This is a genomic window from Mesorhizobium sp. LCM 4576, from assembly GCF_001854815.1.
Lineage (GTDB): Bacteria > Pseudomonadota > Alphaproteobacteria > Rhizobiales > Rhizobiaceae > Mesorhizobium > Mesorhizobium plurifarium.
Genome location: NZ_MDDT01000057.1, coordinates 394,087 through 418,052, shown reverse-complemented (window position 1 = coordinate 418,052; position 23,966 = coordinate 394,087). Strand labels below are relative to the sequence as shown.

The following is a 23,966-nucleotide window of genomic DNA, read 5'->3' as shown; positions in this document are numbered from 1 at the left end:
GCGGTTCCGCGTCACGCCTCCGGCTCACGCATGCGATAGCCCATGCCACGCACGGTTTCGATCATGTCGATACCCATTTTCTTGCGAAGCCTGCCGACAAACACTTCGATGGTGTTGGAATCGCGGTCGAAATCCTGATCGTAGAGATGCTCGACCAGCTCGGTGCGCGACACCACCTCGCCCATATGGTGCATCAGATAGGCGAGAAGTCGGAATTCGTGCGAGGTGAGTTTGAGCGGCACACCGTTTACGTCGGCCTTGGAGGCCTTGGTGTCCAGCCGCAGCGGCCCACAGGTGAGCTCGGACGACGCGTGACCCGCCGCGCGGCGGATCAGCGCCCGCACCCGGGCCAGCACCTCCTCGATATGGAAGGGCTTTGTCACATAGTCGTCGGCGCCGGCGTCGATACCGGCGACCTTGTCGCTCCAGCGGTCGCGCGCGGTGAGGATCAGCACCGGCATCTTGCGGCCGCCGCGGCGCCAACGCTCGACGACGCTGATGCCGTCCATCTGCGGCAGGCCGATGTCGAGGACCACGRCATCGTAAGGCTCGGTGTCGCCGAGAAAGTGCCCCTCCTCGCCGTCATAGGCACGGTCGACCACATAGCCGGCATCGACCAGCGCCTCGGCCAGTTGCCGGTTGAGATCCTTGTCATCCTCGACGACGAGCACGCGCATGGGTTGAAGCCTGTTGTTGGGTAGACGTATAGGCCGATTCCGCCAGCCAGGGAAACGAGAGGGGTCAGCCCATCGGGACGACGATTTCCGAGCGGCGCGGACGCTGTCCATCCTTGCCGGGAACGAGCACGACGATGACGCAGACCTGCTGGCCCCCCCGCGTCGCCTGCGAGGCCTTGGCCAGCGTGCCGCCATTCTGCGCGGCGACCTGCTGGCCGATGGCGTAGCAATCGCCGGCGGCAAGCACGACGGGCTGATCGACCGACGGATCGATGACCGGCATCGCCGTCGTCTGYGACGCAAAGAGGCCGGCTGCGGCAAGCGCCAGCACTGCTTTGCGGAGGTGGAAGCCGAGATTTTTCATGATCACGGTTCTACCGCATATGGGCTGAACGTGAAATGAACGGTGAACGATCGAAAATTCATGCCGCCATTCCCCCGCGTGCCGATGCCAAGGCTTCCTCAAGCCCGGCTTCGAATTCATAGCCGGAAAAACAGTCGATCGGCTACGCTTTTCGGGTGCGGATTCTCCATCCTGCGCTAGCTAGTGCAGGTACGCCGGACGATCATAGGAGCATGCGATGACGCGCGACAATATTGCCGATCTCTACCGGGGCTACATCGCCTGCCTGAACGACCAGGATTGGGACAATCTCGGCCGTTTCGTCGGCGAGGAGGTGCAGTATAATGGCGAGACGATCGGGCTTTCGGGCTACCGCCGCATGCTGGAGGGCGATTTCGAGGCCATTCCTGACTTGCGCTTCAACATCGAGCTTCTGATCTCGGAGCCGCCGCGCGCGGCGGCGCGCCTGCATTTCGACTGCCATCCCAAGGGCGTGCTGTTCGGCCTGCCGGTCAACGGCAAGCGCGTTTCCTTCGCCGAAAACGTCTTCTACGAGTTCCACGGCAGCCGCATAAGAGAGGTGTGGTCGGTCATCGACAAGGCCGCCATCCAGGGGCAGCTTAGATCAGGATGACGTTTCGTTGAATCGTCACCCTGATCCAACTCCTTGTTGAACATGATCTTTTCCGAAAACCGGTTCCCACTTTTTGCTGCGCTGACCTTCGGTTCGGGATCATGCGCTAGCCAGCGTCTCAGACGGCTTCCTGTGTCAAGGCGCGGAAGCGCAGCAATCCGTGATGGACCGCAAGGTCCTCGTCATAACGCGCCTCGGCGAATTCCAGCGACAGCCGCGTCTGGCCACGCGGGCCGATGGACAGTGCCGCGCCATCGAGGCGCGCCTTGATGCTGTCCATGATGAGGCGCGTCTCGGCCTCGCCCTGCGCTTTCGACCAGACATGCAAGGTGATCAGTTGGTCACCATTGTTGTCAGCTCCGGTGTCCAGGTCGAAGGCGCTGGTGCGCCCATAGGTCACGTGTGGAAAAGCCGCCTTGTCGTTCGCCTGCTCGAGCAGGCCGGCGCCGCCGAGCAGCGCCGATAGCGACGCATCGGTCTTCAGCCTCAGGAACAAGGCCTGCATCAAATCGCCAGGCGCCGTCATCTACCGTCCATCGCCAACACATGTCTCCGCGCCGCGGCCCAACAACGTAGCCGCGCTCGCGATCCGAAGCCAGATCGCGAATCGTTTTGACTATAACGTGAATGGCGAAGGTCTCGAATTTATTACGTTTTCGTCAAATCAGGAGACCGGCGCGGCGCCGCCTTCCTCGGTGCGCTTTRCAATGAACTCGTCGAGCATGCCGGCGGCGGCAGCGGAGGCCGGCGGCTGGAAGTCGGCGAGAATCCGCTTCCAGATACCGGTCGCGCGCTCTGTCGCCGTCTTGCCGCCGGCCTGCGTCCAGTTGCCGAAATTCGACCAGTCGGCCACCACCGGCTCATAGAAGGCGGTGCGGTAGCGCGTCATGGTATGCGCCGCCGAGAAGAAATGGCCGCCGGGCTGCACCTCGGCGATGGCCTCGAAGCCGATCGCATCCTCGTCGCCCGGGGGCTTCGCRCAGAGTTCGGCGACGGTCTGCAGCGCCTCGATGTCGGTGATCAGCTTTTCCAGGGAAACGCTCAGGCCGCCTTCCAGCCAGCCGGCAGCGTGGATGCACATAGTGGCGCCGGCCAGCACCGAGCCCCAGAGCGCGAACTGCGTCTCATGCGCCGCCTGCGCATCGGAGACGTTGGCGGCGCTGCCGCCGCCGGAGCGCCAAGGCAGGCCGGTGTAGCGGGCGAGCTGCCCCGCCCCAAGCGTCGCCTTGATGTGTTCCGGCGTGCCGAAGGCCGGGGCGCCGGACTTCATGTCGACATTGGACGAGAAGGAGCCATAGACCACCGGCGCGCCGGGGCGCGCTATCTGGGCCAGCGTCAGGCCCGCCAGCGCCTCTGCATGCTGCAGCGTCAGCGCGCCGGCGACCGYGATCGGCGCCATCGCGCCCGCCAGGCAGAAGGGCGTGATGACCAGAACCTGGCCGGCCTTGGCGAAATCGATGATGCCTTGCGCCATCGGGATGTCCAGCTGACGCGGCGAATTGGTGTTGATGACGGTGTAGCAATGGGCGCCGGCGCGGAACTGGTCCTCGGAGAGGCCGCGCGCCAGGCGGATCATCTCGAAGCTGTCCTCGACCTGAGGTGTGCCGCGCGCGAACACGAAGGGAAACTTGTCGGAGAGCGTCAGCTGCGCCCGGTTGACGGCGTAGTGGCGGAAGCGATTGTCAATGTCCTGCGGCTCGACGCACGGCCCGAGCATATGCAGCACGTCGAAATGCTGGATCAGCTTGGTGAATTCCTCGAAGGCCTGGAGCGTGCCCGGCCGGCGCCCGCGCTCGAGGTCGGTGACGTTGGGGGCGCCGGAGCCGGCCAGGAAGGCCATCGAGCCGAGTTCGAGCATCAGGTCGCGCGAGCGGTCGCCGCCAAAGGCAGGAATGGAGYGCGGCGCCGAGGCGAGCCCGGCCTCGACCATGTCGCGGCCGATCCTCACCATCTGGCTGTCTTCATCGACCAAGGCGCCGGCCCTGGCGTAGACGGCGCGGGCCTCGGGCAGCAGCACCTTGATGCCGAGCTCCTCCAGCACGCGCAGCGCGGTGGCGTGGATGGCGGCGACGTGATCGTCGGAAAAGATCGGCTGCGGCAGGAAGGGGTTCTTCAGCGACCGGTAGTTCGGGTGGCGGCTGGATTCGCTGCCCGCCTCGCCGGTGCGTCCCCGCCGGCGCTCGCGCCGGACATCACGTGCGGCCTCATCGATCATGGCGGTTCCTCCTCATTGCCGCATCGCCTTGCCTTCGGGGTCGTAGGGCGAGGCCGCGATGACGCGCGCCGGCCGTTCGACCCCGACAATGTGTACGGAAAGTTCCGTCCCCTCCCCGGCGAAACCGTCATCGAGCAACGCCAGGGCGACGCTCTTGCGAAGCGTGTAGCCGTAGCCGCCGGAGGTGACGAAGCCGACACGCCGGCCCTTGGACCAGACCGGCTCGAAACCGCTGGCGTCGGCGTCGACGGCGTCGACCTCCAGCGTCACGATGCGTCGCGAGACGCCGGCCTCGCGCTCTTTCAGCGCCGCCTCGCGGCCGATGAAATCGCCCTTGTCGAAAGCGATGAAGCGGTCGAGCCCGGTCTGGCCGGGCGTGTAGCCTTGCGTGAATTCGCGCGACCAGATGCCGAAACTCTTTTCCAGCCTGAGCGAATTCAGCGCGTAATAGCCGATCTCGGCYAGACCGAGGTCTTCGCCGGCGGCAAGCAGCGTCTCGCGCAGGGTCGAATGYAGGGTGGCCGGGCCGTTGATCTCGAAACCGAGCTCGCCGGCAATCGACAGCCRAGCCACTCGGGCGCGCACCATGCCGATGTCGAACTCACCGCAAGCCATGAACGGCAAGGCTGCCGCCGAGACGTCCTGATGCGTGGTGCGTTCGACGATCCGGCGTGCGTTCGGACCGGTGACGAGGAAACCGGACATCCCATCCGATATGTCGGTGACGGAGACGCCTTCGGCGATATGCGCCTCGAACCAGCGCATATGGAATTCGCGCAAATAGTAGGAGCCCATGATCCAGTATTCGCCGCCGCCCCAGTTGAGCACGGTGAGATCGCCCTTCAGCCGGCCGTCGGAGCCAAGCATCGGGGCCAGCTTCGCGCGGCCGGGCTTCGGCAGCCGGCAGGCGAGCAGCCTGTCGAGCCAGGCCGCGGCGCCGGGGCCTGACACGGCATAGCGCGAGAAGGCCGTCGTATCGACGAGGCCGGCGGCGCGGCGAACCTGCAGCACCTCGTCGCCGACGATCTCGAAGGCGTTGGAGCGCTTCAGCGTCGTCTCCTCGCGGAACCCCATCGGCGCGAAATAGGCCGGGATCTCCAGCCCCCACGACGCCGTCCATTCGGCGCCGGCGGCGTTCATGCCCTCATACGCGCCTGGGCGCTTCAGCGGCCGGCCGGCAGGCAGGCGCTCGTTGGGGAAGGTCATGACGAAGCGGCGGGCATAGAACTGGCCCGTGGTTTGCCGCAGATACTCCCGGTTGGCGGCAAAGGCGCCGTAGCGGGCGATGTCCATGCCGAAGATRTCGGCTTCCGGCTCGCCGTGGATCATCCACTCGGCCAGCGACTTGCCGACGCCGCCGCCCTGGCTGAAGCCGGCCATGACGCCGCAGGCGACCCAGTAGTTGCTGAGCCCCCTGACGGGACCGACCAGCGGATTGCCGTCCGGCGTGAAGGTGAAGGCGCCGTTGACCCATTTGCGGATGCCGGCCTTGGCCAGGCAGGGAAAGCGCTCATAGGCCTTGGCAAGCTCGGGACTGATGCGGTCGATATCCTCCGGAATCAGCTCGATGCCGTAGTCCCAAGGCGCGCCGTCCATGTTCCAATGTTTCGGGTTCTGCTCGTAAACGCCGAGCAACACACCCTTCCGCTCCTGGCGAAGATAGGAGAAGCCGTCGAGATCGACGGCCAGGCCGAGTTCCTTGTCGAGGGCGGCAACTTCCGGAATGTCCTCGGTGACGAAGTAATGATGCTCCATCGGCGTCACCGGCAGGTCGACGCCGGCCATCAGCCCGACCTGCTTGGCCCAAAGACCACCGGCATTGACGACGTGCTCGGCGACGATGGTGCCCTTCTCGGTGACGACGTCCCAGCCGCCGTCGGCGCGTTGCTTCAGCTCGACGACGCGGTTGCGCAGGATGACGTCGGCGCCGCGCTTCTTGGCGGCGCCGGCATAGGCGTGCGTGGTGCCATAAGGATCGAGATGGCCCTCGTTGGAATCATAAAGGCCGCCCAGCACGCCATTCACGTCGACGATCGGGCAGATCTCCTTGATTTCCTCCGGCGTGACCAGCCGCGCCGTCTCGATGCCGACCGACTGGAACACCGCCCAGGCCGATTTCAGCCACTCCCAGCGCTGCGGGTCGCTCGCCATGTTGACGCCGCCGGTCATGTGCAGGCCGGCATTCTGGCCGGACTCGGCTTCGATCTCGCGATAGAGCTTGATCGTGTAATCCTGCAGCGCCGCGACATTGGGATCGGCGTTGAGCGCGTGGAACCCGGCCGCCGCATGCCAGGTCGAGCCCGCCGTCAGTTCGGCGCGCTCGATCAGCGCCACATCGCTCCAGCCAAAACGCGTCAGATGATAGAGCACGGAGGCGCCGACCACGCCTCCCCCGATGACAACTGCCCGGTAATGCGACTTCACGAGCCTCTCCCTCTCGTTGGAGGCTTTTACGATACATCTCCTGGACATATGTGTCTAGACACTTCTGTCCAGAGCTTGCACGCCGCCGCGCGCCGTGCCACTTGTTCGGTCATGATCATGACTGCTCCCCGGGACGAGCCGCCGCCCGGCAATATCAAGGTGACCCGCGCGGACTGGATCAACCTCGCGCTGCAGACGCTGATTTCCGACGGCATCGAGAGCGTGCGCGTGCTGACGCTGGGACAGAAGCTCGGCGTCTCGCGCTCGAGCTTTTACTGGTATTTCGAAAGCCGGCRGGACCTGCTCGACCAGTTGCTCAAGCATTGGCACGAGACCAACACCACGGCGATCGTCGAGCGGGCCCGCCGGCCGGCCGATACCATCATCATGGGTGTGATGAACGTGTTCGAATGCTGGGCCGACGAGCGCCTGTTCGATCCGCGGCTCGACTTCGCCGTGCGCGAATGGGCAAGGCGCTCGGACGACGTGCGGCGCATGATCGACAAGGCCGACGAGGAGCGCCTGCTGGCCATACGCGACATGTACCGCCGGCACGGCTATGAGAGCGAGGACGCCTTCATCCGCGCCCGCGTGCTCTATTACATGCAGATCGGCTATTACGTGCTTGACCTCAAGGAGCCGGTGGAGGCGCGCGTCAGCCATCTCGCCGCCTATCTGCGCTCCTTCACCGGGCTGGAGCCGACCGAGGCGGATGTGGCGCATTTCATGCGCTTCATCGCGGCGCGGTGATACCGATCGGCCGCTAACGGCGTACTTCCAATCAACAAAGCTTGTGCTGTGGCTTCGCTGCCCTTGTGGGCGGTGATAAAATGGTCGAATAGTTTCGACAGGGGCGCCACCCTGAAACTGCCCGCATGCTGTTTTCGGGCGAAAGCGCGTTGGGGCGGAAGTCTGGAATGGCAAGTCCTTCGAAACCACGCAAGAGAAGAGGCCGGATCGCCTCGGCGGCTCTTGCCGTCGACGCCTGGCTCGATTCCTCGCTCTATGAGATCAGCTTCAAAGCGCGCGAATTCTGGGAAGCGGCGACCATCTTTTCCCGTCGTTTCCGCGTGCATGGCTGGCGCCGCGCCATCATCGAGGTGCTGAGCGAGGGTTTCACCATGGGCGCCGGCGGCTTCGTGGTGCTGTTGGCGCTCGCCATGCCGGCCTTCGACATCACCGCCGGCGACTGGCRCAACCAGGGCGACTTCGCCGTCACCTTCCTGGACCGCTACGGCAACGAGATCGGCCAGCGCGGCATCATCCAGCGCGATTCCGTGCCGGTCGACGAGATGCYGGACATCGTCATCAAGGCGGTGCTGGCGACCGAGGACCGGCGCTTCTTCGACCATTACGGCATCGACGTGCTCGGCCTGTCGCGTGCGCTCTTCGAGAATATGCGCGCCAATTCGGTGGTCCAGGGCGGCTCCAGCATCACCCAACAGCTCGCCAAGAATCTCTTCCTGTCCAACGAGCGCACCTTGGAGCGCAAGATCAAGGAAGCCTTCCTGTCGCTGTGGYTCGAGGCCAATCTCTCCAAGAAGGAGATCCTGCAGCTCTATCTCGACCGCGCCTATATGGGCGGCGGCACGTTCGGCATCGAGGCGGCGGCGGACTTCTATTTCGGCAAGAGCGTCAAGGACCTGAGCCTCGCCGAGGCGGCGATGCTGGCCGGCCTGTTCAAGGCGCCGACCAAATACGCCCCGCACATCAACCTGYCGGCGGCGCGCGCACGCGCCAATGTGGTGCTGTCCAACCTGGTCGACGCCGGCTTCATGACCGAAGGCCAGGTGCTGCAGGCGCGGCTGCATCCGGCCGACGTCGTCGACCGCGGCGAGCAGAAGAGCCCGGATTATTTCCTCGACTGGGCCTTCGACGAGGTGAAGAAGATCGCCAAGCCCGGCCAGCACTCGCTGGTCGCCCACACCACTTTCGATGCCAATATCCAGAAGGCCGCGGAAGAGTCGGTCGAATTCCATCTGCGGCAGTTCGGCAAGGAATACAACGTCACCGAAGGCGCGGTGGTGGTGATCGAGACCAATGGCGCGGTTCGCGCCATCGTCGGCGGCCGCGACTATGGCACCAGCCAGTTCAACCGCGCGACCAAGGCGCTGCGCCAGACCGGCTCGTCGTTCAAGCCCTACGTCTATGCCACCGCGATGGAGCATGGCTTCACGCCGGATTCGGTCGTTTCGGGCGGCGCCATCAGTTGGGGCGGCTGGTCGCCGCATAACTACAATGGCGGCTCGGCCGGCAATGTCACGCTGCTCACGGCGATCGCCAAGTCGATCAACACCGTGCCGGTGCGGCTGGCCAAGGACTACCTGGGCATTCCCCCGATCAAGGCGATGGCCGAATCGATGGGCGTCGAATCGCCGCTGGAATCGCACAAGACCATGGTGCTCGGCACGTCCGGCATGACCGTGAWGGACCAGGCGACCGGCTACAGCGTCTTTGCCCAGAACGGTTTCGTGGGCTYCCGCCATGGCATCACCCAGCTCGTCACCCGCACCGGCGAGGTGGTCTATGACTGGGCCAAGGATGCGCCGCCGCCGCACCGCGTGCTGTCGGAAAAGGCGCTGAAATACATGAACACGATGCTGGCGGCGGTGCCGGCGATCGGCACGGCGCGGCGCGCCCAGTTGCCMAACATCGTCGTCGCCGGCAAGACAGGCACCACCCAATCCTATCGCGACGCCTGGTTCGTCGGCTTCACCGGCAACTACACGGCCGCCGTCTGGCTCGGCAATGACGACTTCACGCCGACCAACAAGATGACCGGCGGCACGCTGCCGGCGATGGTCTGGCAGCGGCTGATGGTCTATGCGCATCAGAACATCGACCTGAAGCCGATCCCGGGCATCGATCATCCTTGGGTCGATCCAGAGGTCGCAGCCAAGGCCGAGGAAGCGGCGAAGAAGGAAGCCGACGCCGCGGCGGCCCAGGCCGAGGCCGAACGCCCGCCGGTGCTGTCCAGCCGCACCAGTCAGACGCTGCGGGACATGACCAAGGCTTTCCAGGCCGCGCCCGTGCTCAGCGCCCCCGCTTTGCCGGAGACGCTTTCGGCGCTTTAAAAAGCATGTCTCCCGAAAGTTGGAACCGGTTTCGGGATGACGACATGYGTAAAATCAAAAACCTAAAGTGCAGGGAGCGAATCTGAAAAATTGCGATGCGCTTTAGGGCGGCGCTGGCGTGAAGCCGGCTTGCCACGGCACCCCGCGTCGCGATATCCCGGGCAATCTCCTCTGTTGCGGCTCTCATGCTCAAGAACGCCATCCTGACGCTGCTTTCGCTTGCCATTGCCATCGGGCTCGGCGGCTACAGCGTCTGGTATGCGCTTAATGCGCAGGACGGCGTCGGCGCGATCCGCATCGGCCAATGGACCGCTTTCCCCGAAGTCGGGACTCTAGCCGCCGACCCCTACTCCAAGGCGCGTGTGGCACGCGAGGGCGTGCTGGCGCTMGGCCAGGCCGAGGGGCTTGCATTCGTCGCCGAGCGCGACGATGCCGGCGAGCCGCTGAAACGCGAATGCACCTACACGATCGAAGGCGGTTATCCCGCCGCCCGCTTCTGGACGCTTTATGCCGCCGACCAGTCGCTAGGGGTGATCGACACAGGCAAGMCGAGGCAATCAGCGCTTCAGTCCTACGAAGTCCTGCGCCGGCCTGACAATTCGGTCGTCATTTCCGTCGGYAGCCGCCCTGCTCCCGGCAACTGGCTRCTGACTGGCGGCTCCGGCAAGATGTATTTCGTGCTGACCTTCTACGACACGCCGATCGCCTCGAGCACCGGTCTCTCGGACGTCACGCTGCCGCGCATCCTGAAGGCGGGCTGCAATGCGTAAGCTGCTGCATGCCTTGATCCTCGGCCTGCTCGGCGCCGGCATCGTGCATATCGTGGTGCTGTTCCTGGTGCCGGAATTTTCCGAACGCGATGCCTGGTCGCGGCTGGCGATGGCATCCGACCTCTACAAGATGACGCGGCTGGACGCCGAGGCCGGCGGCGCGCCGGTGGTCAAGTCGGTCGACCCGTTGTTTTATGCCGCCGCCTGCCGGTTCGATCTCACGGACGGGCTGGTCAGGATCAGGGCGCCGGGCGACGTGCCGTTCTGGTCGGCCTCGGTCTACGACCGCAACGRCCACAACATCTATTCCTTCAACGATCACAACGCCAATGGCGAGAAGCTCGATGCGGTGGTGCTGACGCCGGCGCAGATGATCGATGTGCGGCGCGACCTTCCGGAGGATCTGCAGGGCGCGATCTTCGTCGAAGCGCCGATCGAGGAAGGTATCTTCGTCGTCCGCGCCTTCGTGCCGGACGAGAGCTGGAAGCCGATCGTGTCACGCTTCCTCGAGCAGAGCGCCTGCGAATTGCAGGACTACTGAGAAAGGCGGGCCGATCAGTGATGCGGCTTGGCGGGTGGCGGGGAGCCCGGCCTGTCAGCGCCGCTGTCCGGCCGGGCCTCATCGGCCTGCGGACGCAACTCATAGCGGACGCCGGGGAAGATAATGACCGCCGCCGCCGTCGTGGTGTCGTGACTTGCTCGATTTACAGGTGCCGCACGCGGCACAAAAGACAGGACCATGCCCATGGTTCGCGCATTCCTCTCGGTTTGACCGGAGCACAACGCAACGCCTCCAAAGTCGATTAAGGGGCGTAGAGGGTTAACGGAGCGCTAACGGATCGCCGCTAATTTGATGTTTGTTTTTCCTGAAGACGCGAAACCGGCCCGGCCGGATTGCGCAAGTTCGGGATTGTGTCGAGTGTCGGGCRTATCCTCCGTGTCATCTTCGGATTTCAGGCAAATCGCTATCCGGACCGAAGCGGGAAAGGCCGAAAGGCTGTTCCGCGCCGCCGTGTCGGCCTTCTGCTCGCTGACCCGTCCCTCGCGCCGCGAGATCGCGCAGCTCGAGGATCTGACGCTGCCGCTGTTCGATGAGGTCTCGGTCGAGTCGCGCCGCTACGTCGCCGCCGCCCTTTCCGAATGCGACTACGCGCCGACAGCCCTGGTGCGGCGGCTGRCCGAGGAGCCGGTCGAGACCGCAGCTCCCTTGCTCACCCGCTCCAATGCGCTGAGCGACATCGATCTCATCGCGCTGATCGGCCGGCACGGGCTGCCGCACGCGCGCGCCATCGCGCGCCGCAAGGAGCTCAACCCGACGATCGCCGACCTCATCCGCGCGCTGGAAAGACCGACGCTGGTCAAGACGCGGCCGCCGGAGACGGTCACGAAGCTCACGCCGAAACCGGAGCCCGCGGGAAAGACCGACTCCGACCGTCCCGCCTCCGGCGAAGCCGCGGAGAACGCGCGGCGCCGCCTGCGGTCGATGATGCGCCCGACCGGAGACGCTGCCGACGTCAACACATTCCTCGGCCAGCCGGCCTATGTGAAGCTGCGCGAGACGGCGTTGACCGGCAACGCTGCCTTCTTCCAGACCGCCCTTGCCGATGCGCTGGGGATCGACTTCGCGACGGCCCGCTCGGTGACCGGGCAATCGAGCTATGGCGCATTGCTTGCAGCGCTGCGCGCCCTCGACCTCAGCGAAGACAGGGCCTTCCTGATCGCGGTCGCGGTCTATCCCGGCGAGTTCCCGCATCCGCAGGCGATCCGCCTCTTCCTCGACCGCTACCGGCTGATGCACCGCGAGGCGGCGCTCGATAAGGTACGCGCCTGGAAGGCGGAGACCCTTTCGCGGGCGATCCGCGGCAATGCTCCCGACGCGGTGAGCATCGAGAGCCGCGAAGCCTCGAACAGCGACGAGGCGCGCGCCGGCCTCAAGGCCTCCTGACGCGGCTACTCCGCCTTCACGGAAAGAAGCTCTTCGACCGGAACGGCTCCCGCCTCGATCTCGACCACCCAGATGTCCGGATCGAATTTCTTCTCCCGCTCCAGCCGGGCATCGAAGGCCGAGCTGTCGTCGCTTGAATCGAGCAGGGTGAAGAAGCGCTCGTCGGGCTTGGCCGAATCGTAGCTCGTCTGCGGCGCCGGCCCGTAGAGGGCCACCTCCCCCAGACGTCCGCGCGACAGCACGAAGACGGCGCCCGCCTCGGTCGCGCCGCGCTTGACGATAGCGGCAAAACCGCCGGCGCCGAAGACGCGGCGGACGAGGGCCGAAACCCAGAGATCAGTGGTTACGCGCATGGGAGGTTTCCGGATGGCATGCGCGGTTCCTTACAGCAGCGGTGAAGGAACCGAAACGATCGGATGCGGTCGCTCAGTTCGTCAGGCCGATCTCGCGCATCTTGACATAGACCGCTTCGTCCGGCTCGCCGGTCTCGGGGAGGCCGAAGAGGGCCTGGAACTCCTTGATCGCAGCCTTGGTGCGGGCGCCGACCTTGYCGTCGAGCTGCATGTCGTTGTTGCCGAAGGCCTTGAGGCCGGCCTGGATCCTGACGATGCGGGCGTCGGGAGACAATGTGGGGTCACCGGCCGGCGCCGAGACCGGAATGACCGATGGCTTGGCGGACGGCGTGGCGGCTGCCGCATCGGCCGGCCGCGGCGCCGGGTGGGGAATGGCCGCCGTCGTCTGGCGGGCGCCAAGCTGGTCGAGCAGCGCCCCGTCGATCTCGCCCGACCCCGGCAGCCCGACCTTCAGCTGATAGGCCTGGATGGCCTTTCGGGTCGCCGGACCCGTAAGGCCATCGACCGTACCGTCATAGAAATTGAGGTCCTTCAGAATGCCCTGCACCTGCTGGACGACCGGGTCCGGCTTGGCCACGGGCTGCGCCGGTGCCTGGCGCACGATGTTGATGGTGGTTTCCGGTTCGTTGGAGACGGTGTGCGGGAAATTCTCGATGCTGCGGGTGGCAAAGAAGGCGCCGGTATGTGGAAAAGGCTGGTACCAGAGCGCATTGGCCGAGACATAGAACAGCGTCACCAGGAAGGCGGTCGAACCGCCGACGAGGACCGGATTGCTTGCGATCAGCTGACCGACCGCGACCGCGCCTTCGGCAAGGACGCCGCGTTCGGGTTCGACGACCTTAGGCCGTTTTGCGGAGCGAGCCATTCCTCTCCCCATCTCTATCCCCCTTCGGCTTCGCCGCCGGCATGGCCAGCACGCCGGAAGGCGCACCGGTATGCCGCTTCGGCCCGTTCACCGGCAGGCCGATCGTCACCGTGGTRCCCTCACCCGGCGCGCTCTCGATCGACATCGTGCCGTCGTGCAGCGCCACCAGACCTTTGACCAGCGACAGGCCGAGCCCGGTTCCCTCGAAGCGGCGCGTGTAGTCGTTCTGGATCTGCATGAATGGCTTGCCGAGATTGGCCATATCCTCCTCGGCGATGCCGATGCCGGTATCGCTCACCCAGAAATGCAGGCGCGAGCCGACGCGCTTGGCGCCGATCACCACGCTGCCGCCATCGGGCGTGAACTTGACGGCGTTCGAAGCGAGATTGATCAGGATCTGCTGCACGGCGCGGCGGTCGRCATTGATCTCGCCCGCATCCGGCGCGATCTGCGTGGCGAGAACTATGCCCTTGGCGTCGGCCAGCGGCCGCATCATCGAGCGGCACATGTCGACCGCCTCGACGAAGCGGAACGGCTCCAGCTCGGTCGCATAGGCGCCCGCCTCGATGCGCGATACGTCGAGGATCGAGGTGACGACGGACAGAAGATGCTGGCCGGACTCCCTGATGAGGCCGACATATTCCTTCTGGCGCGGATCCTTGAAGGCGCCGAACATCTCATGCAGCAGCATGTCGGAGAAGCCGATGATGGCGTTGAGCGGCGTGCGCAGCTCGTGRCTGACCACCGCAAGGAAGCGGCCCTTGGCCACTTCGGCGGTCGCGGCCGCCTCCCTCGCTTCCGCAAGCTCCTCGCGAAGTGCCGCGACATCGTCGTTTTCACGCAGGACCAGGGTGAAGACATCGCGGTCGGCCTCGCCCCGCAGCAGCTCGAGGCTGAACGGGCGGAAATTGTCGGACGCGCTCGAACCCTCGCGCGGCAAGCGGATGCGCAGATCAAGCCGGCGCTTCGGCGCGCCCTCGCGCATGTCGGCCAAGGCGGTGAGATAGGCGACGCGGTCGGAAAGATGGACGCGGTCGAAAAGGCCGGTGCCGAGCAGGAGCTCCGGCGCCAATTTTAGGATCGAACGCGCCTTGGCGGACGCGTCGAGCACGTCGCCCTGGCGCCCAACGCGCAGGACGACGGCGTCGATGACGTCCTCAAGGCGATCGCCGCCAGGCTCCGTCAGCTGCGAGCCTGCCGGGTTGGCGAAGGCGGCGGCCCGCGGCAACAGCGTCAGCGCCCAGGCGAGCGGCAGCAGCCAATGCCAGGCGGCGATTTCGCCGAGCGGCAGGAACTGCCCGACAAAGGGCTGCAGCGCGATGGCGGCAATGGCCACCAGCGCGCCCGACAGCGCGGCCCGCCGCGATCCCGAGACCCACAAGGTCTCAACCGGCAAGGCGATGGCAAGGAGTGCTGCCGGCGAGGCCAATCCGCCCGCCGCGGCAACAGCCCCGGCAAGGGCGAAACCGCCCAGCACGACCGCCATGCGGCCGGCGAGCGCCATATGGCCGGTGGCCGCCACCAGAAGCGCCGCGAACCAGCACAGGCCGAAAGCGGCAAAGATCGCGGCCATCGTGACGGCCGCGCCGAGGCCGGATGTGACGAGCGTGACCGCGGCGCCCGCGGCCAGGAACGGAGCGGCGAGCATGACGCCGATGAAGCGGCGCTGGCGCAAGCGTTCGGCCTCACCCGTCACGGTCGGGTGAACCATGCGTTCGCAGCCGGCTGAAACCGCCCCGGGCAATTGAACGTATCTGGCTGAAATCGAACTCAACGCACGCGTACCCGGTGGTAAAAAACGCCCTGCCTGGCAGGTGACTCAATCAATGACTTGAAACTCGCATCCAGCGTTTAAGGAATGGATAAGGCTGGTGGGGCCGGCGACCCGTCCAAGGCAAATATTGTGACGCCGGCCCCGCAAAGCACGCCGAGTTGCCGCCATGGTAAACGGCGAGTTAGCCGCGAGGCCTGTTCCAAAACGGGCCGCACCTTGATCCGGCTAACCGTCACATGAGGAAAAATCATTTAATAGCAATAGGATATATGGTTATCATAAAGTAAACGTGGTCCACGAGATTCGAGACAAGTCCGTTTCAAAACCAATTCCTTTCGAATTTGCCTAAAATTTGAGGAAAATTGGCGGCTTCGATGCAAGTCGTCCTTTGCGTGACTGTGCCATTATCGCGCCCATAAAAGAGGTCATGCCAAGGGATGCATGATCCGTGACGGATGGATGCATCATCCATCCCGGATGAGAGGCAAGTAAGATGGGCTTTCTGATCAGGATGGCTTTCTGGTTCTCGCTGGTGCTGCTGGCGCTGCCGCTCGGCGTCGGCCCGGGCGAAGACGGGYAGCAGAGCGTCGGACCGATCCAGGCGCTGTTTGCGGCGCGCGAGGCGGTCGGCGACATTGCCGGGCTCTGCGAGCGCAAGCCGGATGTCTGCGAAACCGGCAAATCGGCCATGTACACCATCACCGTTCGCGCCAAGGAAACGGCCAAGATCGCCGCGGCCATGATCGACGACAAGCAGCAGTCCGGGCAGCCCGCCGCGCCCGAGACGAAGGTCGCGGATGGCGCCGTCGCGACCACCGGCAGCATCGCCGAGGAGGTCGTGCTGCCCGCCAAGGTCAACATTCCGGTGATGCTGACGGCGAAGAACTGAGAGCTTTCTCGGCCGTTTGCTCGGCTCTTTGGTTTTGGCGCAATTCCAGACGGAGAGGCTGCGGCGAAGTCGCCGAGCCTAAACGCTCCGCACTTTTCCTGGAATTGCTCTTTATTCGGTTTGGCGCAATTCCGGACGGAAAACCGCTACGCACTTTTCCTGGAATTGCTCTCCGCCGCGGGCCCGTCCGACCTCTCGACGCCCGCGGCGTCTTTCTTTTTCCGTGACGTGGCGGTGCCGGGCCACTATATGCGGTGCGATGACTCCGTCGATCCAGACGATCCGCGACGACTTTTCCCTGCTCGACGAGTGGGAGGACCGCTATCGCTATGTGATCGAGCTCGGCGAAGGCCTGCCGCCTTTTCCCGAGGCGGAACGCACGGCCGCTAACAAGGTGCCCGGCTGCGTGAGCCAGGTGTGGCTGACCACCGAGCAGGGAGCAGGTACCGATCCGGTCATCCGCTTCCAGGGCGATTCGGACGCCCATATCGTGCGCGGCCTCGTCGCCATCATGCTGGCATTGTTTTCGGGCCGGCCGGCAAGCGAGATCCAGGACACGGACGCCGAGGCGACGCTGAAAGAGCTCGGCCTCGATGAGCACCTGTCGCCGCAACGCGCCAACGGCCTCCGCTCGATGGTCAAGCGCATCAAACGCGACGCGGAAGCGGCGCTGAAGCAGACGGCCTGACCTCAGATCTTTAAAGCAAACGGCGCCCGGAGGGCGCCGTCGAACTGCAGCAGGCGAGGCTTATCAGCGGCCCTTGCGCTTGCGGCCCAGACCCATCTTCTTGGCCAGCTGCGAGCGGGCAGCCGCGTAATTGGGGGCGACCATCGGGTAGTTGGCGTCCAGACCCCACTTCTCGCGATACTCTTCCGGCGTGAGATTGTAATGGGTCATCAAATGCCGCTTCAGCGACTTGAATTTCTTTCCGTCCTCGAGACAGACGATGTAGTCGTCGTGGACGGAGCGCTTCGGGTTGACGGCCGGCTTCTGCTTTTCGGCCGAYGGCTRCTCCGACGAGYCGCCGACGCGGCCCAACGCGGCATGGACGTCGGCAATAAGGTTCGGCAGTTCCCCGACCGGCACCGGGTTGTTGCTGACATAGGCGGCGACGACATCGGCAGTCAGCTCGATCAGCGCATCACCGTTTTTCGAAGGTGTTTCGACGATTTCCATAGTGCTAAGGCCCCAACGAGAGTTTGTTTCTAAAACTGCGCCCTTTTTCTTGGATCGGGCATCGCGCGAATTTCATTCAGGAAAGGCTCTGAGATTCGCGTCGGTTATCTTAATGACGCCGCATTGAAAGTAAGTCAATTCGCATATTGACTTATATTGGTCGATATTCATCAAATATTGCCGATTCAGCTTCAAAAATTCGTGCACCGTGTAACTTCGCGAGATTTTTCTGGCCAGACCAGCATGCCGTGACGTTGCGTCATCCGCATGTTAGACATCCGATCGCCGCTCTACACGGCGTTCAATGCTTGGCCAATGCTTGGGCGCCGTTGCGCCAGCACAACGAATCCTGTGGCGCAACGAAGCGCAAGGACGTCGCCTTGGCGGCTGGACCCGACAAGGCGGCGCGATGGTATCCCTCAGTGAGGCGCGATATATTTGCCGTAGACCCAGCCGGTGACGAAATGACCGTTCTGCGCCGGATCGTRCCAGACCTCGCACCAGCGATAACGGATCGTCTGGCGCTGCTTCCATTGCGGCTGGCGGGCGATATCGAGCAGGTTTACGCCACCGGTGCAGCGGCCGGTCATCTGCAGCACGGTGCCGTTCGGATAGGCAGCCTGTTTCTGGGATGCGTTGGACGGATACTTTCGCGCATTGAGCGTGTCGCCGAACGGCACGCCCGCCACTTGCCAGGCGGCAAAGACGGTTGCATGAGACTGGCTGGAAAAAGCCAGACCCGCCGCGAGGACGGCGACAGACATTGCGGTAGAAACACAGGATTTCATCTTTCCCCCTTCGACTTAGCTTCTGTAGACCATCTTGAGCCGCGCCTCTTGAACCGCCGCTGAGCGGCGTGTTCATTCGTCATTCAAGCAAATTCCGCAGCGAGACGTAATGACCAGAGCTCCCGCCTTGACTTCCGCCTTCCCGGCCGCCAGCCCGCCTATCCCTGAGAAACATCCGGTTYCCGACACGCATCACGGCGTCACCCGCAACGACGACTATGCCTGGATGCGGGCCGACAACTGGCAGGCCGTGTTCCGTGATCCTTCCCTGCTCGACGGCCGCATCCGGGCTCATCTCGAGGCTGAAAACGCCTATCAGGCGGCGCTGATGGCGGGCACGGCGGACCTGCGCGGCAAGCTGTTTGCCGAGATGAAGGGGCGCATCAAGGAGGATGACTCGACCGTGCCGATGAAGGACGGCCCCTTTGCCTATGGCTCTTCCTTCCGGCAAGGCGGCGAGCAGCCGCGCTATTTCCGCACGCCGCGCGACGGCGGCGCCGAGGAGATCCTGCTCGACGGCGATAAGGAGGCCGAGGGCAAGGCTTATTTCAGGCTCGGCGGCGTCGACCATTCGGGCGACCACAGGCAGCTCCTGTGGGCCTTCGACGAGAAGGGCTCGGAGTTCTTCACCCTGCGCGTGCGCGATCTCACGAGCGGCAAGGACCTTGCCGACCAGATTCCGGATACGGGCGGCGGCGGGGTCTGGAACGCCGGCCACGACGGCTTCTTCTATACCCGTCTCGACGACAATCATCGCCCGTCGAAAGTGTTCTTCCACGCGCTCGGCGACAAGTCGGAAAACGACCGGCTGATCTATGAGGAAACCGACCCCGGCTTCTTCATGGATGTCAGCGGCACGCGTGCCAATGACTGGATCCTGATCGGCATCAACGATCATGAAACTTCGGAATGCCGCCTGCTTCCCGCCAATGATCCAACCGCAGCGCCGAAGCTGGTGGCGGTGCGCGAGACCGGCCTACAATACGATTTGGAAGAAGGCGGCGACGTCTTCTTCATCCTCACCAACGCCGACGGCGCCAAGGACTTCAAGATCATGACCGCGCCGGTCGACAATCCGGTGCGCGCCAACTGGGAGGAACTGGTGCCGCACGAGCCGGGCCGGCTGATCCTGTCGGTGCTCGGTTTCAAGCATCACATGGTCCGGCTCGAACGCAAGGACGGCCTGCCGCGCATCGTCGTGCGCGAGCGCTCAAGYGGCGAGGAACATTTCATCTCCTTCGACGAAGAAGCTTTCTCGCTCGGCCTTTCCGGCTCCTACGAATACGACACCGAAGTGATGCGTTTCACCTATTCGTCGATGACGACGCCGGCGCAGGTGTTCGACTACAATATGCGCAGTCGCGAGCGCGTGCTTTTGAAGACGCAGGAAGTGCCCTCCGGCCACGATCCCGAGCACTATGTCACGCGCCGGCTGATGGCGCCGGCAGYCGATGGCGAGCTGGTGCCGATCTCGCTGCTCTACCATCGCGAGACACAGCTCGACGGTTCCGCGCCCTGCCTGCTCTACGGCTACGGCTCCTACGGCATCACCGTTCCTTCCGCCTTCAACACCAACTGCCTGTCGCTGGTCGACCGCGGCTTCGTCTATGCCGTCGCGCATGTGCGCGGCGGCAAGGACAAGGGCTACGGCTGGTACGAGGACGGCAAGCGGGCGAAGAAGATGAACACCTTCACCGACTTCATCGCCTGCGCCCGCCATCTTGTCGCCGAGCGCTACACAAGGCACGACCGCATCGTGGCGCAGGGCGGCTCCGCCGRCGGCATGCTGATGGGGGCGATCGCCAACATGGCGCCGGAGGATTTCGGCGGCATCGTCGCCGAGGTGCCTTTCGTCGACGTGCTTACCACCATGCTCGACGCCAGCCTGCCGCTGACGCCGCCGGAGTGGCCGGAATGGGGCAATCCGATCGCGTCCGCCGACGACTACGAGACGATCGCGGCCTATTCGCCCTATGACAATGTGGCGGCGCTCGACTATCCGCCGATCCTGGCGCTGGCGGGCCTCACCGATCCGCGCGTCACCTATTGGGAGCCGGCGAAATGGGTGGCGCGGCTGCGCGAACGCAAGACGGGCGGCAATCCGGTCCTGTTCAAGATCAACATGGAGTCCGGGCAYGCCGGCGCCTCCGGCCGGTTCTCGCGGCTGGAGGAGATCGCCTACATTTACGCCTATGCGTTGAAAGTGACGGGCAAAGCCTGATTTTCCGCTCGCAATCCGCAAGACCGCGCGTTACGCAATGCACGGTCGTCTTGGGCGCGGTCATTTGGATCCCGCGTTCGGGCCGGCTAATCTGCATTCAACAAGGTTCGTCATGCTTCTCGTCGACACTTATCTCGACAAATCGTCCATCCAGGGCATCGGTGTCTTCGCCAGGAATCGCATCCCGAAGGGAACGCTGATCTGGAAGCTCGACCCGCGGTTCGACCGGCRCATTCCCGTCGACACCTATGAGAGCCAGACGGGACCGGTGAAATCCTATCTCGACCGCTATTCCTATCCGGACCGGCACGACCCGAGCTACATCGTGTTCGAAGCCGACGACGCGCGCTACATGAACCACGACGACGATCCGAACTGCGACGTCTCCTCGCCCGAGGAGACTTACGCGCTGCGCGACATCGCACCGGGCGAGGAACTCACCTGCAACTACAATCATTTCTTCGAAAACGGCTTCGATTTTCTGGGCGACCGTCATCCGTAAGATGCAGGCGGAAGGTCAACTCGCCGGCTTGCGCGCCGGGTAGCCGTTGGAGTGCGGCGGGACAGCCTTCAGATAGGCCGCGATCGCCGCCCGGTCGTCGGCCGTCAGTTGGGCCATGTTCCGCTGCACGTCGACCATGGCGCCACCGACCGAGTCGAAATCCGGCGTGAAGCCGGTTTCGAGATAGTTGGCGATGTCGGCCTYGGACCAGTCCTTGGTGYCGCCTTGCGGGGTGATGTTGGGCACGACCCCTGAGCCTTCCGCGGCCACGGCGCCCGCCAGCCACTCGCTCTTCTTGACGCCGCCGGCGAAATCGCGCGGCGTGTGGCATTCGCCGCAATGGCCCGGCCCTTCGACCAGGTAACGCCCGGCCAGCACCTTGTCCGGCATGCCGCCGGGTAGCGCGATCACCGGGTCCGGGCTGAGATAGAGAAGCTTCCAAAGGCCGATGCCGCGGCGGATAGTGAAGGGGAAGGACAGCTTGTGGTCCGGCGCCTTGCCGGCAACCGCCGGCAACGTCTTCATGAAGGCATAGAGATCGGCGATGTCGGCCGGCTTCATGCGCGCATAGGATGCATAGGGAAAGGCCGGGTAGAAATGCTCGCCGGAAGGCGAAACGCCCTTCAGCATGGCGTTGGYGAAGTCCTCCTCGCTCCAGGCGCCGATGCCGTCCTTCCGGTCTTGCGAGATGTTGGGCGGAACGAAGGTGCCGAACGGCGTCTTCAGCTCCAGGCCACCGGCGAGTTCGAGGCGGGCGTCGCCCTGGGCGCCCGGTTTGGCGTGGCAGGAAGTGCAGCCCCCCGCGTAGAAGATGCGCTTGCCCTTTGCAGCGTCGCCGGGGCCGAGTTGTGCGATGGTGCCGGCGTCCAGCCTGACCGGCGCCGACAGGACCCAGCCGGCGACCGCCCCGGCACCGCCAAGCACGATGACGGCGCCGACAAGCTTCCTCAACCAGGCCATCGTCAGGCGATCAGCTCTTCTTGATACGGTAGGTCTGATGGCAGGTGCCGCAATCGCCGCCCAGCGTGTTGAGCTGCGCCTTCAGCGCGTCGGCATCGGCCGGCGGGGAAGCGACCGCGGCCTTGGCATCGGCCAGGAACTTGTCCTCGGCGGCCTTGAAGCCGGCCATATCTTCCCAGATCTTCGGCGCGGCCGTCGTGTCGCCCTTGTCGGAGCCGGCCGGGAAAAGCTTTTCGGCATCGAATTTCTCGGCATTGGCCTGCAGGGCCTTCAGCGTCGCCAGAACGGCGGCCGCATCGAAATCCTCCTCGCCCTTGACCACCTTGGACAACTGGCCGGCGAGCTTGCCGCGCTCCTTCATCAGGGCCTGGCGATCCTGAATCGGATCGGCAACAGCGGCCGAACCGGCAAAGGCAAGCATAGAGATGGCGAGGACAAGCTTTCTCATTCAATTGGCTCCGTGGTGAGGAAGGAGAGTACGCGACTGAACGTTAACGGACGTCACAACGGGATTATTCCCCYTCGCCGTGACGATTTTGCCTRCTGGCTTGCCGTTTCCATCGCCCGAAAAGAAAAGCCCCGGCATGCCGGGGCTTTTCAGTAAGATCGATCAGCCTTTGGCCTTCTCGTAGAGTTCCAGGACATAGTCCCAGTTGATGAGGCTGTCGACGAAGGCCTCGAGGTATTTCGGCCGCGCGTTGCGGTAGTCGATGTAATAGGAGTGCTCCCAGACGTCGACGCCGAGGATCGGCGAGCCGCCATGGACCAGCGGGTTCTCGCCGTTCGGGGTCTTGGAGATTTCGAGCTTGCCATTCTTGACCGAGACCCAGGCCCAGCCGGAGCCGAACTGGGTGGTGCCGGCGGCGATGAAATCCGCCTTGAACTTGTCGTAGCCGCCGAGGTCGCTGTCGAAAGCCTTCTGCAGCGCGCCGGGCAGCTTGTTGCCGCCGCCGCCCTTCTTCATCCACTTCCAGAAATGGATGTGGTTGTAGTGCTGGGCGGCGTTGTTGAAGAGCCCGGCATTCTTGCCGAAGGACTGCTTCACGACCTCTTCGACCGACAGGTCGCCCATTCCGGCCTCGGCGGCCAGCTTGTTGCCGTTGTCGACATAGGCCTTGTGATGCTTGTCGTGATGATACTCCAGCGTCTCCTTCGACATGTAAGGCTGCAAGGCCTCGTAGTCATAAGGCAAAGCGGGCAACTCAAAAGCCATGGATGGTACTCCCTCGAGGAAAAAAGTCCGGTGATACTACCGAGCTAAGATAGGTCTGGAATGGATCGGGGCAACTCCGGAATGGAGCGCCGAGCGACTTTTTAGAGCAATTCCGGGAAAAGTGTGAAACGGTTTCCGCCCGGAATTGCGCAAAACAAGGAGATGGGCGGTTCGCCGTTTCCGCGAAACGGAAAAACGCTCCGACGGCTCAGGCGGCGGACGCCGAATGCGCCCATTCCCAATAGAGCTCACGCGCCTTCTTAGCCACGGGTCCGGGCTGCAGGTCGCGGTTCTCGATGCGGGTGACCGGCACGACCTTGGAGTGGTTGCCGGTCGAGAAGATCTCGTCGGCTTCGAGGAAATCGCGAACCGAAAGCGTCTTCTCGATCGTCCTGAAGCCGTAGTCGCCGAGCAGGTTGATGGTGCGCGAGCGGGTGATGCYCGACAGGAAGGTGCCGTTCGGCGCCGGCGTCATCACATGGCCGTCCTTGACCAGGAAGATGTTGGAGGTTCCGGTCTCGGCGACGTTGCCCAGCATGTCGAGCACGAGCGCGTTGTCGAAGCCGCGGCCCTTGGCTTCCAGTATGGCGCGGCCATTGTTGGGGTAGAGGCAGCCCGCCTTGGCGTTGGTGGGCATGGTCTCGATGGTCGGGCGGCGGAACGGCGAGACCGTGACCGAGAAGCCGGATGGCGGGATCATCGGCGCTTCATAGAGGCACAGGCAGAAGCGTGTCGACTCCGGGTCCGCCGGCACGCCCATATAACCGCCATGCTCGGCCCAATACATCGGCCTGATATAGACCGCGGTCTTGCCGTCGAATTTCTTCAGACCATCCCAGGTCAGGCCGACGATCTCTTGCGTCGTCATCGAAGGCTTCAGGCCAAGCGCGGTCGCGGAAGCGTTGACGCGAGCGGCGTGAAGCTCGAGGTCGGGCGAGACGCCTTCGAACCAGCGGCCGCCGTCGAAGACGCTGGTGCCGAGCCACATGGCATGGCTGCGCGGCCCCAGTATAGCGACATTGCCTTCATACCAGTCGCCGTCCACATAGGTCCAAGTCGCGGTTTGCGCCGCCGCCGCCAGTGTCATGTTTGCCGTCCAAATGAGTGATTTCGGGCCGGCATAGGACGATGTTTTCAGGGTC

At 64.2% G+C, this 23,966-nt stretch carries 24 protein-coding genes; 10 read left to right on the top strand and 14 right to left on the bottom strand.

Annotated elements, in window-relative coordinates:
* Positions 1-11: 11 nt before the first annotated feature.
* Both LCM4576_RS27715 and LCM4576_RS27710 read right to left on the bottom strand, forming a co-directional pair.
* Positions 12-677, bottom strand: coding sequence for a response regulator transcription factor (locus tag LCM4576_RS27715; RefSeq protein ID WP_071035625.1), 666 nt, complete (start codon positions 675-677; stop codon positions 12-14).
* Positions 678-741: 64 nt separating this feature from the next.
* Positions 742-1,041, bottom strand: a complete 300-nt coding sequence (locus LCM4576_RS27710) for a hypothetical protein (protein ID WP_040991358.1) — start codon at positions 1,039-1,041, stop codon at positions 742-744.
* Between the two features lie 217 nt (positions 1,042-1,258).
* On the opposite strand from LCM4576_RS27710, the gene LCM4576_RS27705 reads away from it, so the two are divergent.
* Entirely contained in the window at positions 1,259-1,654 is a 396-nt protein-coding gene (locus LCM4576_RS27705; protein ID WP_071035624.1) for an ester cyclase, read from the top strand.
* Positions 1,655-1,772: 118 nt separating this feature from the next.
* Here LCM4576_RS27705 and LCM4576_RS27700 read toward each other — a convergent pair whose 3' ends face one another.
* The 3 genes from LCM4576_RS27700 to LCM4576_RS27690 form a co-directional block, all read right to left on the bottom strand.
* On the bottom strand, positions 1,773-2,180 hold the full coding sequence (locus tag LCM4576_RS27700; protein ID WP_040991354.1) for a DUF3168 domain-containing protein: 408 nt from the start codon (positions 2,178-2,180) through the stop codon (positions 1,773-1,775).
* Between the two features lie 138 nt (positions 2,181-2,318).
* The gene (locus tag LCM4576_RS27695) at positions 2,319-3,869 is read right to left on the bottom strand and encodes a trimethylamine methyltransferase family protein (protein ID WP_071035623.1); all 1,551 of its coding nucleotides are present in this window, start codon (positions 3,867-3,869) and stop codon (positions 2,319-2,321) included.
* Between the two features lie 12 nt (positions 3,870-3,881).
* A complete protein-coding gene (locus LCM4576_RS27690) occupies positions 3,882-6,293 on the bottom strand; it encodes an FAD-dependent oxidoreductase (protein ID WP_071035622.1) in 2,412 nt (803 codons plus the stop codon).
* A 111-nt stretch (positions 6,294-6,404) separates the two neighbouring features.
* On the opposite strand from LCM4576_RS27690, the gene LCM4576_RS27685 reads away from it, so the two are divergent.
* The 5 genes from LCM4576_RS27685 to LCM4576_RS27665 all read left to right on the top strand — a co-directional run bounded on the left by LCM4576_RS27685 (position 6,405) and on the right by LCM4576_RS27665 (position 12,082).
* On the top strand, positions 6,405-7,043 hold the full coding sequence (locus LCM4576_RS27685; RefSeq protein ID WP_071035621.1) for a TetR/AcrR family transcriptional regulator: 639 nt from the start codon (positions 6,405-6,407) through the stop codon (positions 7,041-7,043).
* Between the two features lie 167 nt (positions 7,044-7,210).
* Positions 7,211-9,367 (top strand): transglycosylase domain-containing protein, encoded by a 2,157-nt coding sequence (locus LCM4576_RS27680; protein ID WP_071035620.1) that lies wholly within the window; start codon positions 7,211-7,213, stop codon positions 9,365-9,367.
* 185 nt (positions 9,368-9,552) lie between these two features.
* Positions 9,553-10,137, top strand: coding sequence for a DUF1214 domain-containing protein (locus LCM4576_RS27675; protein ID WP_071035619.1), 585 nt, complete (start codon positions 9,553-9,555; stop codon positions 10,135-10,137).
* A complete protein-coding gene (locus tag LCM4576_RS27670) occupies positions 10,130-10,678 on the top strand; it encodes a DUF1254 domain-containing protein (RefSeq protein ID WP_071035618.1) in 549 nt (182 codons plus the stop codon). The genes LCM4576_RS27675 and LCM4576_RS27670 overlap by 8 nt, the downstream gene beginning before the upstream one ends.
* Positions 10,679-11,074: 396 nt before the next feature.
* Positions 11,075-12,082 (top strand): DUF2336 domain-containing protein, encoded by a 1,008-nt coding sequence (locus tag LCM4576_RS27665; protein WP_071035906.1) that lies wholly within the window; start codon positions 11,075-11,077, stop codon positions 12,080-12,082.
* A 5-nt stretch (positions 12,083-12,087) separates the two neighbouring features.
* On the opposite strand, the gene LCM4576_RS27660 is transcribed toward LCM4576_RS27665, so the two are convergent.
* From LCM4576_RS27660 to LCM4576_RS27650, 3 genes are all read right to left on the bottom strand, one after another.
* Positions 12,088-12,435, bottom strand: coding sequence for a DUF1491 family protein (locus tag LCM4576_RS27660; RefSeq protein ID WP_041005403.1), 348 nt, complete (start codon positions 12,433-12,435; stop codon positions 12,088-12,090).
* A gap of 73 nt (positions 12,436-12,508) precedes the next feature.
* Positions 12,509-13,300 (bottom strand): peptidoglycan-binding domain-containing protein, encoded by a 792-nt coding sequence (locus LCM4576_RS27655; RefSeq protein WP_071035617.1) that lies wholly within the window; start codon positions 13,298-13,300, stop codon positions 12,509-12,511.
* Positions 13,275-15,011 carry a HAMP domain-containing sensor histidine kinase gene (locus LCM4576_RS27650; RefSeq protein ID WP_071035616.1) on the bottom strand — a complete coding sequence of 579 codons (1,737 nt, stop codon included), beginning with the start codon at positions 15,009-15,011 and terminating at the stop codon, positions 13,275-13,277. Before LCM4576_RS27650 ends, LCM4576_RS27655 begins: the two co-directional genes overlap by 26 nt.
* Before the next feature lie 556 nt (positions 15,012-15,567).
* Between LCM4576_RS27650 and LCM4576_RS27645 the strand changes: the two genes are divergently transcribed.
* Together LCM4576_RS27645 and LCM4576_RS27640 are read left to right on the top strand one after the other, a co-directional pair.
* On the top strand, positions 15,568-15,963 hold the full coding sequence (locus tag LCM4576_RS27645) for a DUF5330 domain-containing protein (protein ID WP_071035615.1): 396 nt from the start codon (positions 15,568-15,570) through the stop codon (positions 15,961-15,963).
* A 259-nt stretch (positions 15,964-16,222) separates the two neighbouring features.
* On the top strand, positions 16,223-16,651 hold the full coding sequence (locus tag LCM4576_RS27640) for a SufE family protein (RefSeq protein WP_040991332.1): 429 nt from the start codon (positions 16,223-16,225) through the stop codon (positions 16,649-16,651).
* A 63-nt stretch (positions 16,652-16,714) separates the two neighbouring features.
* Here the strand turns inward: LCM4576_RS27640 and LCM4576_RS27635 are convergent, their stop codons facing one another.
* Together LCM4576_RS27635 and LCM4576_RS27630 are read right to left on the bottom strand one after the other, a co-directional pair.
* A complete protein-coding gene (locus tag LCM4576_RS27635; protein WP_071035614.1) occupies positions 16,715-17,140 on the bottom strand; it encodes a MucR family transcriptional regulator in 426 nt (141 codons plus the stop codon).
* Positions 17,141-17,559: 419 nt separating this feature from the next.
* Positions 17,560-17,904 (bottom strand): SH3 domain-containing protein, encoded by a 345-nt coding sequence (locus LCM4576_RS27630; RefSeq protein ID WP_198540322.1) that lies wholly within the window; start codon positions 17,902-17,904, stop codon positions 17,560-17,562.
* 133 nt (positions 17,905-18,037) lie between these two features.
* Here LCM4576_RS27630 and LCM4576_RS27625 point away from each other — a divergent pair, with 133 nt between their 5' ends.
* Together LCM4576_RS27625 and LCM4576_RS27620 are read left to right on the top strand one after the other, a co-directional pair.
* Positions 18,038-20,149 carry a S9 family peptidase gene (locus LCM4576_RS27625; protein WP_071035612.1) on the top strand — a complete coding sequence of 704 codons (2,112 nt, stop codon included), beginning with the start codon at positions 18,038-18,040 and terminating at the stop codon, positions 20,147-20,149.
* A gap of 112 nt (positions 20,150-20,261) precedes the next feature.
* The gene (locus LCM4576_RS27620; RefSeq protein ID WP_071035611.1) at positions 20,262-20,651 is read left to right on the top strand and encodes an SET domain-containing protein; all 390 of its coding nucleotides are present in this window, start codon (positions 20,262-20,264) and stop codon (positions 20,649-20,651) included.
* 15 nt (positions 20,652-20,666) lie between these two features.
* Here LCM4576_RS27620 and LCM4576_RS27615 read toward each other — a convergent pair whose 3' ends face one another.
* The 4 genes from LCM4576_RS27615 to LCM4576_RS27600 form a co-directional block, all read right to left on the bottom strand.
* A complete protein-coding gene (locus tag LCM4576_RS27615; RefSeq protein ID WP_071035610.1) occupies positions 20,667-21,611 on the bottom strand; it encodes a cytochrome c in 945 nt (314 codons plus the stop codon).
* Positions 21,612-21,621: 10 nt separating this feature from the next.
* Complete coding sequence (locus tag LCM4576_RS27610; RefSeq protein WP_071035609.1) at positions 21,622-22,059, bottom strand: cytochrome c; 438 nt, start codon at positions 22,057-22,059, stop codon at positions 21,622-21,624.
* Between the two features lie 162 nt (positions 22,060-22,221).
* Complete coding sequence (locus LCM4576_RS27605; protein ID WP_071035608.1) at positions 22,222-22,824, bottom strand: superoxide dismutase; 603 nt, start codon at positions 22,822-22,824, stop codon at positions 22,222-22,224.
* 208 nt (positions 22,825-23,032) lie between these two features.
* Entirely contained in the window at positions 23,033-23,911 is an 879-nt protein-coding gene (locus LCM4576_RS27600; protein WP_071035607.1) for a branched-chain amino acid aminotransferase, read from the bottom strand.
* Positions 23,912-23,966: the final 55 nt, after the last annotated feature.